Source organism: Micromonospora noduli (assembly GCF_003264365.1).
Taxonomy (GTDB): Bacteria; Actinomycetota; Actinomycetes; order Mycobacteriales; family Micromonosporaceae; genus Micromonospora; species Micromonospora noduli.
Genome location: NZ_PYAK01000009.1, coordinates 112,518 through 127,251 on the forward strand (window position 1 = coordinate 112,518; position 14,734 = coordinate 127,251).

Annotated in this window: 11 protein-coding genes; 4 read left to right on the forward strand and 7 right to left on the reverse strand. The window is 66.3% G+C overall.

The window, feature by feature from the left end:
- Window position 1: 1 nt before the first annotated feature.
- The 3 genes from dpdK (at window position 2) to GUI43_RS10020 (ending at window position 3,292) form a co-directional block, all read left to right on the forward strand.
- A complete protein-coding gene (gene dpdK, locus GUI43_RS34230; protein WP_283016228.1) occupies window positions 2–505 on the forward strand; it encodes a phospholipase D-like domain-containing protein DpdK in 504 nt (167 codons plus the stop codon).
- Window positions 502–2,499 carry a hypothetical protein gene (locus GUI43_RS33460; protein WP_146765878.1) on the forward strand — a complete coding sequence of 666 codons (1,998 nt, stop codon included), beginning with the start codon at window positions 502–504 and terminating at the stop codon, window positions 2,497–2,499. Before dpdK ends, GUI43_RS33460 begins: the two co-directional genes overlap by 4 nt.
- Before the next feature lie 586 nt (window positions 2,500–3,085).
- Window positions 3,086–3,292 carry a hypothetical protein gene (locus GUI43_RS10020; RefSeq protein WP_146765879.1) on the forward strand — a complete coding sequence of 69 codons (207 nt, stop codon included), beginning with the start codon at window positions 3,086–3,088 and terminating at the stop codon, window positions 3,290–3,292.
- A 204-nt stretch (window positions 3,293–3,496) separates the two neighbouring features.
- Here the strand turns inward: GUI43_RS10020 and GUI43_RS10025 are convergent, their stop codons facing one another.
- The 7 genes from GUI43_RS10025 to GUI43_RS10055 all read right to left on the reverse strand — a co-directional run bounded on the left by GUI43_RS10025 (window position 3,497) and on the right by GUI43_RS10055 (window position 13,199).
- Complete coding sequence (locus tag GUI43_RS10025) at window positions 3,497–4,426, reverse strand: hypothetical protein (RefSeq protein ID WP_112698613.1); 930 nt, start codon at window positions 4,424–4,426, stop codon at window positions 3,497–3,499.
- A gap of 138 nt (window positions 4,427–4,564) precedes the next feature.
- On the reverse strand, window positions 4,565–6,097 hold the full coding sequence (locus tag GUI43_RS10030) for a hypothetical protein (RefSeq protein ID WP_146765880.1): 1,533 nt from the start codon (window positions 6,095–6,097) through the stop codon (window positions 4,565–4,567).
- Between the two features lie 187 nt (window positions 6,098–6,284).
- Window positions 6,285–7,508 (reverse strand): hypothetical protein, encoded by a 1,224-nt coding sequence (locus tag GUI43_RS10035; RefSeq protein WP_146765881.1) that lies wholly within the window; start codon window positions 7,506–7,508, stop codon window positions 6,285–6,287.
- Between the two features lie 105 nt (window positions 7,509–7,613).
- The gene (locus GUI43_RS10040; RefSeq protein WP_112698616.1) at window positions 7,614–10,613 is read right to left on the reverse strand and encodes a hypothetical protein; all 3,000 of its coding nucleotides are present in this window, start codon (window positions 10,611–10,613) and stop codon (window positions 7,614–7,616) included.
- 85 nt (window positions 10,614–10,698) lie between these two features.
- Complete coding sequence (locus GUI43_RS10045; RefSeq protein ID WP_112698617.1) at window positions 10,699–11,115, reverse strand: type II CBASS E2 protein; 417 nt, start codon at window positions 11,113–11,115, stop codon at window positions 10,699–10,701.
- On the reverse strand, window positions 11,087–12,244 hold the full coding sequence (locus tag GUI43_RS10050) for a nucleotidyltransferase domain-containing protein (RefSeq protein ID WP_211326670.1): 1,158 nt from the start codon (window positions 12,242–12,244) through the stop codon (window positions 11,087–11,089). Before GUI43_RS10050 ends, GUI43_RS10045 begins: the two co-directional genes overlap by 29 nt.
- Window positions 12,245–12,248: 4 nt before the next feature.
- The gene (locus tag GUI43_RS10055; RefSeq protein ID WP_112698618.1) at window positions 12,249–13,199 is read right to left on the reverse strand and encodes a CBASS cGAMP-activated phospholipase; all 951 of its coding nucleotides are present in this window, start codon (window positions 13,197–13,199) and stop codon (window positions 12,249–12,251) included.
- A 208-nt stretch (window positions 13,200–13,407) separates the two neighbouring features.
- Here GUI43_RS10055 and GUI43_RS10060 point away from each other — a divergent pair, with 208 nt between their 5' ends.
- Window positions 13,408–14,439: an XRE family transcriptional regulator gene (locus tag GUI43_RS10060; protein WP_112698619.1), complete on the forward strand. Its 1,032-nt coding sequence runs from the start codon at window positions 13,408–13,410 to the stop codon at window positions 14,437–14,439.
- Window positions 14,440–14,734 lie beyond the last annotated feature (295 nt).

Sequence of the window (14,734 nt, forward strand, 5' to 3'; positions counted from 1 at the left end):
AGTGGTCCGGACCGGCCGGGCGACCGGCCTTCGCATCGACACAGTGCTGGCAACCGTGCTCACCGCTGAACTGGTGGCGCCGAGCAGCCAACTCTGGCTCGTGTCTCCCTGGATCAGCGACGTACCGGCCATCGACAACACCAGCGGCAGCTTCGACAGCGTGTTCGTCGACCCCTCGAACCGGATGTACACCCTCTCCGAAGTCCTATCCCTACTTACCTACAACCAGGCCCGGGTGACAGTCGTCTCCCGTCCCGACCGGCACAACTCGACGTTCTTGGACCGCCTTCGCCGCAGCGCCGACGGCGAGAACCTGCAGATCAAGCAACACGAAGACGTACATGAGAAGACTTTCTGCGGAGACGATTGGCTCCTCACGGGGTCCATGAACCTCACCCTTCGCGGCATGCAGATCAACGACGAAGCCGTCACGTACAAGGTGAGCAGTGAAACTGCCGCTACCGCCCGCCTCGACTTCCGGCACCGTTTTGGAGGACTCGAATGACCGGGCGCCGCACCGAGAGCAGCTACGCCATTCGGGCGGACCGGCTCATCGAAGCGTTCTTCGGTCCAGCAAATCCTGTGTGGCCGGACCGCGATCCGGGCTCGCCTGTCGGACGCCGCCTCGTTCCTTACCTCCAAGTCCTTCATGAGGCATCTGACGTCCCCATCATCCTGCCGCGCCAGGACCCCGAGACCCGGCAATGGGTGGCATACGTCATCCCCCACGATGAACGACATGCGGCGACGGTTGGTGAACTGCTCCAGGCGTTCATCGGCACCAGCTTCGCCAGATTTCACGGCCTGCCCGCACGCCTCAACCCGAATGATCCGATAGATCGGGCTGTCCTTGAGTTCGCCGGCCACAGTTCAATCTTCGTCATCGCGAGCCCACGCTCGAAAGAGAAAGACATGTGGGACGCCGTACGGCTACTCCAGCAAGCCATACGAGCACGCCCACGACGGTCCTGGCATACGCCGACTCCCGTCGGCCGGCTGCTCAGCCAGTTTGACGTTGCCATGGCCGCAGGCGACAACTCCGCCTCAGCATCGATCCTCGATCAACTCTCGGCCACCGGCGGGCTCAGCGCCACAAACGTCGCTCACCTGCGCATCAAGCGCCTATCCCGTCTCGGCCGGAACAGCGAACTGCTCCGGCTCGCAGAACTGCCCGATGTCGCCATCACGCACCCACCCATCCCTGTGCGCGACGCCATCCTCGCAGCGATCTTTGCCACCGCACTGGCGGAACCCCTAGCAAACGGCGACCTCGACCTTGCGCGGACCCGCCTCATCGAGGCCGGAACTCTGGTCCCCGCCCTTATGAACGGCGAACTTTCCGAACTGAGCCCTGAAGCGCTCACTGTCCTCGCGCTAGCTGCAATCGTCGTAAACAGCACACCCATCTTAGACCTCCTACGCGACCAACCCGATGTCCTCGAAGCGGTCGAACGGTTGGCACCTGAACTGGCCGCGAAATACCGCAACACCCGCCCCGAACCGCATGGGGGAGGCAATGTCCCAGAACCGACCGAACGCAGATCCAGCCCGCCGGCAGCAGCGCCAGCGTCATGGCTTCAGTTGGTACAAGCCGTCGCAGTCCGGTCACCCGTCACTGAGGTCCTTGCCGGCGAGCAGTGGCGCCAATGGTCACAAGCAGCCGAGCACGACGACCAGATCGCTGCCGTCCTCGGTCAACTCGACGATGCAGCGGCGGACCGAATTTGGTCTCTTGTTGGCCCATTCGTCGATTCGGACCGCTACCTGACCCCAGCGGCGAAATCAGCACGTGAGTTCCTCGTTAACGCGCTCACCCATGACCGTTTCAGCCCTGGTGACCTGGCCGGCGTCGTCGCTCTCACAGAAATCGTCCTTCGGTCCGCACCGGACGCCCCCGCATACGCACACCTCCTGGACGACCTGACGGCTGAAGCACCGCGATGGGCCGGCCCCGATCGTGCCCCAGTCGTCCTCGACCTCGTCGACCTCGTCGCACGGTCGGCGTGTCCAGACTCCGACGCCCGGCTTCGACTGGGTTACCGCCTACTTCGACCGCTGAGCGATCACAGCACCCGCCTCGACCCCGATCAGGCTACTTTTGCCGCTCAACTGAGTGCCGAAATCGCCGTTGAACTCCCGTGGCCTGAGCCCGAATCGAAATCATCAGCAGAGGCATGGTCGTTAGTGATGGCTCAGGATCTGCTCCTGTACTCACTGGACGAAAAGGTCCTCGGCCGGGTAGCCGCGACCTTCAATGCCGTCGCACCCCAGGTCAACGTCATCACAAGCCATGATTACGTCGGCAGCACGCAACTAAGACAGTGGGCTCGGCGTGCCGACGTCGTGGTCATGGCCACACGCTGCGCGACTCACGCCGCGACTGGCTTCATCCGTGCGAACTGCCGGCCGGGAACACCTGTCCGTGAAGCTGATGGAAGTGGCTCGGCCTCCCTCCTGCGCGCCGCGACAGCAGCGCTGATGCGTCGGCAGCCGATTTGAGCGGTGCCCCCAACTCGCGGTCGCTGGAGGACGCCCAACGACGCCCGAGTGCTGCTGTTGCATCCGGGCGGTGCAGGTGTTTCGTCCTCCAGGTCCACTTCTCCAGGTAAGAGCCGCGTTCCTCGGACGCGCCGAGGGGCAACTCGTCGCCGGACTCCGTCGTCAACCCACCCCGCCACACCACGTGAGGAGTACGACCAGTTCCGCGTCATCCCGTGCGGGCCCCTCACATGAAGAATAGAATAGGAAGCCGTAGGTCATTGCCTGCGTGCACAGATAGAGCACCACCTTAGGGAAAACCGGTACCCCATTTCCTGAGCTCAACCCGCGCCGTGTGCCTGTCACAGGTGGCGGGCACGTTCCGTATGGCAAGCGAGCAACCCGCGAGCATCACGGATCCATAGTGGATTAAGAGCGCGGCATTCGCGCAGGTCGTTGCATGATCGTCTCAGTGCTGGCGGACATTGCTCTGGATTAAAAGAAAACGGATCTCTCAACGGAAGTCGTTCTGCACATTTGTCGTGTTCCAGCGGCACTCGTCTCTACGATGCCACAGTTCTGCATGGACTCGCGAGAGGGTGGTGCGATGTCGCTGATCGACAGCATTGGTGCCGACTTGCAGGCGATGGCGGCGGGTGTGGACCCGGCGCAGCAGGAGGCCGCGGCTGTCGACCATGCAATCGAGCAGATCACAGCCCGGGCGGTGGCCCCCGGCTTCGCTGGCGTCACCGTGGGGTTGGCTCGCACACGAGAACTGCTTGGGCAAGCTCGCTCCCGGGCTGACAGCAGCTAATGGGGTCCTTTGGTGCAGCGTCGCGGTCGCTCAGCGCCGTGCCGCAGCAGCCGTCGCCGCAGGAGACGGGTCGCCGCGCTCACGCCGGTCGTAGCCGCGCTGACCGCCGTCGACGACTATGTCCGCAGCCGGATCCGCAGTCGATGACACGCGACGGCCGGTTATGGCGGCGTTGCAGCGAGGATAGCGTGGTACGGCGGGTGTTCACCACCAGCGGCGCCTGATGTTGATCTCGCGTACGGGTATCTCGGAGGGGTGTAGGGAGCGTTCGACGACGGGGCGGATCGTGTGGGGTGTGATGCGGTCGCGTTCGTGTTCCTCGGCGAACCGGGCGGCCTGTTCGTGTTCGCCGAGGTTGTCCAGGGCCTTGAGGAGGTCGGTTACCAGGATGTCGAGGCGGTGAGTTTCGGCTTCGGCGGCGAGGAACCGTTCGTGGTGGGTGACTGCCCGGTGGCCGCACCACTGGCGTAGTAGTTCGTGGCGGGGTCGGTCGTGGCGGCGGTACCAGTCGTACTCCCATTCCGGTGTCGTCGATCGGCTGTCGCGGCCGACGCGGTAGTCATCGCCGAACTTGCATTTGTGGCGGGACTGGGCTTCCTGCTCGATGACGAGGTCGAGGACCTGGGTCGGATGGGCACAGCACGCGGCCTCGACCAGTTGGAGGGTGCCGGCCGGTGACAGGATGGTCCGGCCGTCGTGGTCGAACCATTCAGCCGAGGCGAGGATGTCGTCGATCGGGCCGCCGATGATCTCGCATAGCCGGGTCCTGTCGTGGATGTCGGTGGCGCATGACACCGGGGACCAGAGCAGTTCGGCTACGTCATCGCTGATCAAGAGGCCGAAGATCTCCTCGACGCAGGCTTCCTCTGCACGGTCGAGGCTCAGATCGTCGATGCGTTGCCAATTGGCCATCAGCGCGTCGAAGGTCCCGACCTCGCTCCACGGCACCCGCAGCCGCGACCCGGGGACCTTCTCCACCCGTTCGTCGGGGTCGTCGAGGAATCTGATCTCAAGGCGGGCGCTGTTCTTCTTCGGCTCGACGGCCAGGATGCGGACGCGTTCGGAGGATCCGTGGTCCGACTGCCGGTACGCCCATTCGTCGCCGACGGCGAAGCGGGAGGGGTCGATTCTCATCCAGCCGTCCTTCGGGTAAGCGTCGCTTGTTGCGTGGCACCGGGTCGTGCTGACGGTTCGCGCCGCGATGGCGGCAGGTCCCGGCGCAGGCTCGTGCGCATCCGGCCGGAGTGTGGTGACGGTTGAGGTGGACGCACTTCAGGCACCGCGGTCGAGCAGCCCGTGGTGCCACGATTCGGCCTGTCGGCGGATGCCGGCGTGGGCCTGCCGGTCGTGATCAGGGCGGTGCTCCTTGCGTGGCCCGTGAGGGCTCCAGTCACCGAGGAACGGGCGCAGGTCGTCGGGTCCGGGTTCGGGGTTGTAATCGATGTCAGCCAGCACACGGGGACTGCGGATGGGGTCGATCCGGTCGGCGGCGGCCCTGCCCCACGCGACCCAGCTGGCGAGGTACCCGCCGGCGCCGGTCCGCCCCTCGGCCGCTTGTTCAAGGGCGGTGCAGAACGCGCGGATGTCAGCTGCGGTGGTCCACGCCTGGTAGGCGTTGCGGAAGGTTTCCGCGCGGATCTTTTCGGCGGCCCGGACGCGGGCGTCGGCCATCGCGGCGTGCCATTGCGCGAGGGTGGCCTCCTCCTGCCGTCTGCGCTCGGCCGCGGCCTCCTCCTGCCGCCGCCGGTGCTCGGCCGCAGCCTTCTCCCGCGCGACTTCGGCTGCCCGCCGTTGCTGTTCGTCGGCGGTGACGCCAGCCTCGAACCCTTGGATGATCTGCGCGACGCGCTGTTCCAGACGTCCGCGTGGGGTGTCGGTCCAGGTGTCCCGGTTGTCGTGTCCGGCCCGGGCGATCTCCAAGCGGAGCCTGCCGGAGTCGACGACGTCGAACTCCGCGGGTTTCATCCACGGCCGCAGGCGCAGCACCTTCAGCTCCTCGGCGGTGGGTCCGTGCGGGACCTGGTCGCGTTCCTCGGTCAGGGTGACCGTGCGTCGGACCTGCCCGGCCTGGAGGAACACCCGCGGGTGTTTCGCCTTGGTGTTGACCCCGAGCCGGTGCCCACGCCGGGCCGCCTCGCCGGCGAGCTGCCGGATCAGCAGCAACGCCCGGGGCAGTAGGTCCGAGCTGACGGCGAGGTTGGTCGAATCGGTTTCGAGAGCGCTGAACGCCAGATGCGGGTCGGTGGTGACACGTCGGGTGTTGAGCCGGATCCGGTTCCAGTCGGTCTCGTCCGGACCGGCATCGGTGTACAGGCGGATGACGATGTCGCCAGCGTCGCGGCCAGTGTGGCGCAGATGGTGACCCGATGGCACAAGTCCCTGCTGCTTGAACACGTGAATGATCCGGCGGTACCGGGCCCGCGTTCCACTGTCGGGACTCTCGATACGGACCATGCCGTCCTCGCGCTGTAGACGGTCGAGCAGTTCGCGAGCCGATCGCAGCAGGTCCGCCCCCGAAGCGCCGCCGGCGATGCCTCCGGGTGCCGGCGTCTCGGACCGCGGGAGGGCAGCACGGTGGTCGGGATGATCGGGATGGTGACCATGCTCAAGGTAGAAGCGGCCGGCGTCGGTCGAGGACGCCCTCCACACCCCGGCCTTGCGTGTCACCGTCACCAGGTTCCGGTCCTGGAGCGCACGCGCCGACCGACGGTACTCGACGCCGTCCGGGCCGCTGAGGTCATCGCCGCCGTGGATCCGGCGAAGCAGGTCGAGCTGCCGCTCATTGAGCGAATCCCATCGCTGCACCCACCCGACACTAAGGGGCAAGGCGTACTCGATCGAGCTGGACACGGCCATATCAGGCAGCCCGGTCCGAAGAACGAATCGAACTGTCGGCTCAGCCTGAAACTGACCCATGGTTTCGGAACCCCCCGAACGAAGGGGCCAAGGTTAAACCCGCGTTGACACCGAACAGGATCCGGCTGCCTGCGATCTACGAGCCTGTAGACGGGTGGCCCCTCGACTCTTTTGGCCGGGAGAAGCGGGCGGGCTCGTCGTGCGCGATCAGGCTGTGCGGTGTGATGAGCGGGGCGACGCTGGTTGCGAGTGCGGCACCGACTTCTGCGGTGGATGTGGTCAGGCCTTCGTGAAAGTGCGCCACTGCGCGTCCCGCCCCGGCTACGAGGTCGGCGAGTTGGATCGACGGATGATTCGATGAGTCACCCCGTGCCAGCCCTCGCGGCCTGACGCCAGTCCAGAGGTATCGGAAGTCTGGGTGACCCGCCGTCATGGCCTTCCACAAGATGTCGATGCGGTCGTCGGTCATGACCTTGTGGGCGTCCATGAGCAGGCTTGCCGGCCCGATTTGCCGTGACCACTCGTTGAGCACGGCGGGCATCGTCGGGATCAACGGTTCCATCGCCAGGAGGAAGTCCGGTTCAAGCATCGTCTTCTGCAGTTCATCAGCCTGCGCGCGGCACCGTAGCAGCATGCTCAGGATGTCCGTGATCGCTCGGCGATGCGATCGGCGTTCGGCGGCATCGAGTACCTGGAACAACTCGGCTACCTCGACCAACGCCTGTCCTCGGTTGCGGATGCCGGCGAAGCGTACGAACACTCTGATCACTTCGTGGAACATAGGGGCCCCAAGAGCACGCGGGCCCTCTTCGATCAGCTTTTGTGCGTACCGCCGAGCCTGGTCGTCCGCGTGCAGGTCCACCCCGTTCTCGTGCGCATACTCTTCAAGCAGCAAGTCAATGATCTTGGCTGTGACGAAGAACCGCTTGTCGATCATGAAGATGCTCGCCCTGCCGGCAAGCATGCCGCCGGGCCGCAGCGCTCCGGCGAGCACCTCAAGTCGTCGCTGATTACGGCCGCGGGTGAAGTGGCCGAACTTGAGCTCAGCGGCCTGCTCGATCCCGGCGTCGCGGCGCAGCGAGGCCAGCACCGTGTCGGCGTCGCCGTCGTCGATGGCGACCGACCCGATGGTCATGTACGGCTCGGTGGGCTCAAAGAGGGCCTCGCCAGCCCAGCCGGACTCGTCTGCGGCGATCCACCGGCCGCCCGATCCGCCGTCCTTGGTCGGGGTGTCGCGGGAATATTTGACGTGGGCAGGGCCAGAGAGGCCACCGGGCGTGACGGACCTACCCGGGACCGCAGGCACCGATGATTTTCCGTTGGGGTCGGTCGCTCTTGCTGTGCCGGGGGGAACTGCCACGCAGCCAATTCTGATGCCTTGGCGCGATGTTGAACATCCCGTTAAGGCGGAGCATCCCGGCCGAAGAGCGGCAGTCAAGCGTTGCGTGGGGTCACGCTACTCGGACTATCTTGTCCGGCTGCCCAGGGCGGAGCGGACGCTGTGGCAGGGGTCTTGGGCGAGCCGGTCGCGCGCATAGGACTGATAGCCCGCGACTTCGACGCTGGCGAGGGCCTTGGCAAAGGCTCGTCGGACCCGGACGTCATTGTCGGCGGCGAGCCGTGCCCCCGCTTGCGGCGGGCTGCCGTGCCGCGCCCAGAGGATTGCCGCGAACGACCTGAGGGCCCACCCCTGCGCGACCAGGAATCCAACGTCGTCCTTCAGTGCGTCACCGAGTTGTTGCAGGGCTCGGGTCGGCCAGTAGTCCGAGTTTTCGCCGGCTCCGAGAAGCGCGTACGCCTGGCTTCTGACTGCGGCACGTCGAGCATCGTCGGTCGCTAGACAAGCTGCAAGGAACAACGCACGGTCACGGCTGTCGTGGTCGGGGTTGATAATCCGTAGGAATCCAAGCCGATGGCCGAAACGCTGATCCAATTCGTCATGCTCAGACGATGTGGGCGCGGAGGCACATCGCAGGGCGACCGCGAAGTGCTTGTCGCGGTCGGCGCCCTCGAGATGGTGAGCGAGATTGGACGCGGCGATGAGGTATTCCCCTCGGTCACTGGAGCCGACGTGCGGGTCGTCGGCTCGCCGGAGGAGTTCCGCGACGGCCGGCTCCAGGCGCGCGGGGGGCATCGCACGAACGAGCAGCGAGTCGCCGACGGCGGTAGTTCCCGTGCTATAGACGCCCGGCTGGTGGCTGAGTGGATTAGTGAGGCGGGTCAACGCCTGCTCGACAACTTCTGGCGGGTTGGCTTCGGGATCGTGATAGGCGAGCGTTTCCTGCGCCCACCCGTCATCTTCGACGGCCAGCTCGGCGAGGTGAGGTTTCGCGATCTCGATGTGATGGTCGATGGCTTCCTGCGCGGCCTGGTTGCGCGATGACTGCGACCGGGCCAACAACGCCGCCAAGTGCGGTATGGCTCGCTGGCTGAGTGCTGGCTGGTTGATTGCGATACGCGCTACCGCTGCGGCTTCGTCCTCATCGTGGAGGCGGTAGTGATTGACTTCTACCTTCGGCTGCCGTTCGAAGTGGGACAGGACCGTCTCGGCATCTTCAGGCGTGAGGCGGTCGGAGACGCCGGCGAGAGCGCCCAGTGCTCCGCGATAACGAGAGGTCGCGAAGGATCTGAGGTCGACGAGCTCATGTGCTTCAGCGCCTGTGATCTCGGCGACGATGTGACCCACGATGACGCTTACTATTTCGTCGGGAATCAGGTCTGCCTGCTGCGCGATCAGCCGGTAGGCGGTACCGACGGTCCAGTAGTTGGGGGCCGACAGGTCAGCGGTGATGTCGATGAAGCTGCTGGAGCACTGCTTGCCTAGGTTCTTGATGGCTTCGACGTCGCCCGCCCGAGTGAGGTGACGCGCGGCGACCACCGGCTCGTCCGCCTCGACCAGCACGGCGGCCAGGACTTGCCTGGCCTTGCCTTCTGCCACCCAGTCGCTCATCGCCACAGCGTCTCGCAGTGCTCGTTGGGCGGAAATTGCTGCGGAGCGAAGCTTGTGAACGCGTAGCCCTTCCAGAGCCTCCTCGTAGGCGCCCTCCGCAGTCGCGATGACGGGGCGAGTGGGCCCCCTCTCGCGTAGCGCCGTTTGCAGCGGCAGCAGTTCGTCGCTTGTAAATGGCTTCCAGCGGCTGCGGAAGGCTCGACGGCTGAATGTCCAGGTTGCCGCGTCTGTCCAGCGTTGGGCGAGGCACGCGTCACCGGCTGCCTCGTCCCAGAGGGCTTCTGCCTCCTCGAATCTCTGATGCAGCGCACAGTGCCGCGCGTAGCGCGCTGTCACCAGGCCACCGAGGGCGTGCCCGAGGCGCAGCTTCCGCGCGTCCTCAAGAAGGTTCGACCAGTCACCGCTCGACTCGGCGACCAGCAGGCGCAGCCGCGTCCGGAGCACTCGGTCACCTGTCTCCGTCTCGGCCAGCGCGGCCAACTTCTGCCGCTCGCGGGTCAGCCAGGCATGGTCGTCATTCGCGAGTGCCGTCTCGCCGGCAAGGACAGCGAGTCGGACCTGGTCAGCGTGCTCACCTACGACCAGCACACTGGCTTCCGGCAAGGACGCCAGCGGGTCGAAATACAACTCCATCGCCGCGTCGGCGACCTTCACCAACGCCCCTGCTGGATCCTCCGTTGCCCCGTCGCGGGCGAGTTCGCGCAGTCGCCGTTGGCCGATCTGCGCGGTTGTGCTCAGCCCTCGGTCGAGAGCTGTCCAGATGCCATCCAGGGTCCGCCGAGCCGCCTCGCCCACGCGACCGAGACCCGCCAGCAGACGATTGCGCTCGGTTTCGTGCTGCTCGGCATAGCTGCCAAATCCCGCTGCGCGCAGTTTTGCCTGAGCTTCCTCGATCAGAGCCAAGGCGCGCTCGGGCTCTTCCGACGCGGCGCGCGCCTCCCGGAGCAGGGCGGCTGCACCCGTGGTCTCCTCCGGCGTCCGGGCCAGCGCCTCACGGATGGCTACCGCGTCGGCAGTCGGCACACGCACGGGCTCCAGCTCGAACGGCAGGCAGAACGCCTCGGCTGTCGGCAGGCCGAAGAACTCGATGACGATCTCCGGCGCGCCGCGAAGGAGCCGAGACAGCTCCTGCCTGTCCCACAGATCCAATGTGATCGGATGAAACTCGGCCCGGAATTTAGCGAGATCCTCGACGACCCTGGTCGACGTGACCTCGCGACTCACGCCGATGATGAGCCGACCCACGTGGAACGGACGGCTCGTCGACCGAAACTTCGTCACAGCGGCTTCGAGCTCTGCAGGGCCAAACCGCTTGTAGCGCTTGCTCTGCAGTGCGACGCCTACCCCGTCCGGCGCGAGCGCGACAACATCCAGCCCGTATTGACTCTGGCCGCGCTCGCCGTAGATCTGCGCGTGACGCAGACCCTCGACATCGCGCATGACCCGCCACTGGATCCGTTCGAAGTTCTCCCAGGTGAGCTGGTCCAACGGCAGCGACTCGAGTTTCCTGAGCACGGGAGCGGAGGTAATGGCCGCAGGGCCGCGGTACAGCCGAGAATCGAGCGGAACCGGGGTCCACGACCCTGCAGCTCCTAGCTGGCTATTGGCCTGCGCCGGCATGGGTGTGGCCACCTCCAGTCCATCGTCCAGTGACGAGCCAGATCTCATAGTGCATGAGCCACTCCGCAGCCCACGGTACGACCGTGGCGGCGAGGAACATGTCCTGCTCCCACTGGCCGGGGTAGTACAGGCAGAGCTCGTCGCCAGCGTAGACGTGCGGCAGTGCGGCAGCCCTTGGGTGCCGGGCGAGCGGCGGGTCGGTGACCATCACCTCGGGGCGTCGGCCGTGCCGATGGGTCAGCCGCAGGGTGTAGATCTGGCTGGCCGGGGACGGTTGCAGGCGGATGGCGCACGTCAGCTCACCGCGGTGGACCGCACCGACGGCGTCCGGGAGCAGTGCGGTGATCGCGGTGAGCTGACGGCGGAGGTTAACGGCGCGGGTCGGGGTGCTCGCCATAGAAGTGGTGATCGCGGACCCGGGGGCCGGTGGTGGCGGTGGTGGTGAGCAAGCCGGTGGAGGTCATGCGCAGGGCCCCGGTCTCGCGGCTGTGGCGCATGCGATCACCGTAGCTCTCTACGGAGTTGAAGACCGGCCCAGCGCTGAAGCTCTCCGACATGCGAGAGGCGATAACCTGCAGGCCCTTGCCCTGCAGGCCGGCGAGGTCGTCGAGCACAGTGACGATGCCCCGGTGCCAGGCGATGAAGGCCAGGCGACGCTCGGGGTACTCGTTCCACTTGTCCGTGAAATTTTCCTCCTCGTGCGCCGGGTTGGGCACCCACCACTTGCCATGGCGGTTCTCGATGAAGGAGGTCATCCCGTCGAGCGCGGCCCGAGTGCCGGTGAACAGGTTCTGCTCGCCGCGGTAGGCGCGGGCGGCGAGGGTAGTGATCAGGATCGACGGGGGCCGGTTGTCCGGGTCGTTCGCGAACCGCAGCATGCAGTGCCACTTGAGAACCTGGACGATGCGCTGCAGGGTGCTGCGGACCGTCCAGTCGGGCACGTCGGCAACGTTGTGGTGGCGCTTGGCCTCGACGAGGCTCCGGCCCTGTTCGCAGCGCCGCTTGAACCAGTCGGCGTAGCCGATCGGGTTGCTGTGCTGCCACTCGCGCAGGTTCTGGTCGGTGAGCAGGATGCCCGTGGGCGGGTGCTCGATGTCCGGGATGGTGGGCAGGACGTCGAGGTGGAAGCCATGATCGGGGTACTCGAGGGTCCAGCAGCGGCGGCGGGACTCGCAGGACTTGGGGCCGTCGGTGTGGCCCTGTCGGGTCTTCCACCGCAGGTAGGCGTGGAGCATGTCGCCGAGCAACTGCTTGAGCTGGGCCTGGGTGATGTTCCCCTTGCGCCGCGGCACCCGGCAGACCAGGTCAATGTCGTACTCCCCCGTCCGGGTGCTCGGACGCACCACGGTGCCCAGCCGGAAGGATCCTTGGGGGTAGATGCGCCAGTCCGGCTCACCGTGTTCGGCCAGCCAGGTGCCGACCTCCTCGTAGCGTTCGACGGCGAGCTGCTGCAGGTGCGGGGAGATGTCCAGGGTCTCCACCGCCCCGTCGAGGAGCATGGAGAGCATCTGCTCGATGGTGTCCATCGCGTCAGTCCTTCTGGGCCGGGTGGTGCGGGACGTACGCCGGCGCGCGGTGGTCGGCGAAGCAGCGGTTGAAGCTCGGGGAGGCGGTGCGGCTCTCGTGGGCCGCCCGGCCGATGAGGTCGTCGGCGTCAACCTTGTCTAGGGCGAGCACCCCGGTTGGCACGGTCGGGTTGAGCCGGAGTACCCGGTCGTTGCTGAGGAAGTGGCGGACCTGCTTGATCGCGCTCTCGCTCTGCGCGCGCATCAGCACCTCGACCGCGTCCCGAGCCCACGGCAGGAGTCCTCCTCCGTCGAGGCGGCGGCTGCGGTGGCGCATGTCGGTAGTGGTGCCCAGGCTGAAGACCCGGATCGCGTCCAGCGGCAGGCCGAGCGGCCCGACGGCCTCGGTCAGTGCCACCATCGCCGGGTTGTTCGCCCAGACGCCGCCGTCAACCAGCCGGGTACCGTCCAGCGGCATGCCGGGCAGATAGGTCGGGGCGGCGGCGGTGGCCATGGCGACGTCGACGGCCCGTTCGCGCCAGTCCCGGGTCAGCTGCGGCAGGTGCGGGGTGCGGAACAGGTACACGTCGTCGGCGCCCACGTTGTAGGAGGTGATGACGAGCCGCTTGGTGCTCTCGCCGAAGGTCCGCTCGCCCAGAACCTCGGTCAGCGCGGCGCGCAGCGGCTCGGCGGCGTACTTGGCCCGCACCAGGTGCCGCAGCCCCCGCAACCGGCTGCGGTCACGGAAGACCCGCGGACCGAGGTCGGTGTAAAACTCGAGGATCTCGCGAGGTGTCATGCCCAACCCCAGGCCCAACGCGATGATGCCACCGGTCGACGTGCCGGCAATCAGGTCGAAGTGATCCGTGACCCGGATGTCGAGATCCTCCTCGAGCCGGGCCAGCACAGCTGCGGAGAACATCCCCCGCAACGCCCCGCCGTCCAGCGACAGGATCTGGAACCGCTGCGTCGTCACCTGCCGCCACCCGGCCTCGTCACCGTCACCGTCACCACCGCGATCTGCCCTCCTCGACGATCATCAACTTACACCTTGTACTTAATATCACGACGCTTGCTTCCGCGTGCGCTTCTACACTCGGAAGGTAACTGTTTCGCCGCGCCACCCGGGCACGACGCGCCGGATCAGCCACAATGCGGGAGTACAAGATCGGGTTGGGAGAGGGATGAGCAGGTCGACGTTCGAACGGGGACGCCTGCGGGTGGCCCGGGAACTCGTCGGGCTCAGCCAGGCTCAACTCGCTGCCGCCGTCGGCCTGACACCGGCGGCCATCAGCCAGTTCGAGAGCGGCGCAGCACGTCCCAGCGCGGAGAGCGTTCACTCCCTCAGCGCCGCGCTGCAGGTACCCACCGAGTTCCTCGCCCAGCCGCTGACCGAGACACACGAAGGTTTCTTCAGGTCGCTGCGCCGGACCGCAGTGGTAGACCGCCGTCGCGCAAGAGCGATCGCCCACGTCGCCCATGATCTAGCCCTCCACGCGACTCAGGCCGGGCACTTCGCCGGCGGCGACGTCCCCCGCATCCCCTCCAGCGGACTCGACGCTCCCCGCAGCGAGATCGAGCGGATCGCCGACCAGGTCCGCAAGACATGGAACCTCCCCGCCGGCCCGGTCACTGACGTCGTCCGGCTCCTCGAAGGGCACGGCATCGCCGTCATCCGACTCCCGCTCGGAACCGCAGACGTCGACGCCTTCTCACTGCCCTTCCCCGACCACCCAGTCGTCGTGCTCGGTACGGACAAGAATGACCGGGCACGCTCACGCTTCGACGCCGCCCACGAACTCGCCCACCTTGTCCTCCACGGTGAACAAATCTGGGGGATAAAAGAGGTCGAAACACAGGCGCACCAATTCGCTGCGGCATTCCTCATGCCAGCGGACGAGATCCGAAACCAACTACCAACCACAGTAGATTGGCCCAAGCTATTCGAACTCAAGCGATACTGGCAGGTGTCCCTAGCCGCCCTACTCATGCGCGCCCGCACCCTAGGCCGCATGACCGAAAGCACCTACCTCACAGCCATCAAGGCCTCCTCCGCCCGTGGATGGCGACGCCTCGAACCAGTCCCACTCGGACCACCCGAGACGGCATCACGCCTGCTCAGCTATCTGGAGGCCCCACAGAGCAAGACCGCACGGACAGCCCTACCGGCCCACATCATCGCCGGCATCACCACCGCCACAACAACTACCGAATAAAGGAAACTGATCTCCAGCAAGCGAGCACAGCACCCATCCGCTGCGACCCGCACGCAAGGGGCAGAAATAGAGAAACCGCAGGCAGTCAGCCTGCGCACAAAAATAGAGCACCGGTTTAGGAAACCGATGCTCTATCCCCTGAGCTACGGGGGCGCGAGGGCCCAGTCTAGCGACCCGGGCGTCCAGCTGGGGTGGCAGGGAGCGGCAGGCGTTCACCCCGCCACCCGGACGCCTGTTGTCCCAGCACAGGGCGACAACCCGACGGGACGCCAGTGGAACCGACATGAGGTCAGCA

Coding starts and splice junctions, on each gene's coding strand:
- GUI43_RS33460 (WP_146765878.1), top strand. CDS start 502: ATGACCGGGCGCCGCACCGAGAGCAGCTACGCCATTCGGGCGGACCGG.
- GUI43_RS10020 (WP_146765879.1), top strand. CDS start 3,086: ATGTCGCTGATCGACAGCATTGGTGCCGACTTGCAGGCGATGGCGGCG.
- GUI43_RS10025 (WP_112698613.1), bottom strand. CDS start 4,426: ATGAGAATCGACCCCTCCCGCTTCGCCGTCGGCGACGAATGGGCGTAC.
- GUI43_RS10045 (WP_112698617.1), bottom strand. CDS start 11,115: ATGGCGAGCACCCCGACCCGCGCCGTTAACCTCCGCCGTCAGCTCACC.
- GUI43_RS10050 (WP_211326670.1), bottom strand. CDS start 12,244: ATGGACACCATCGAGCAGATGCTCTCCATGCTCCTCGACGGGGCGGTG.
- GUI43_RS10060 (WP_112698619.1), top strand. CDS start 13,408: ATGAGCAGGTCGACGTTCGAACGGGGACGCCTGCGGGTGGCCCGGGAA.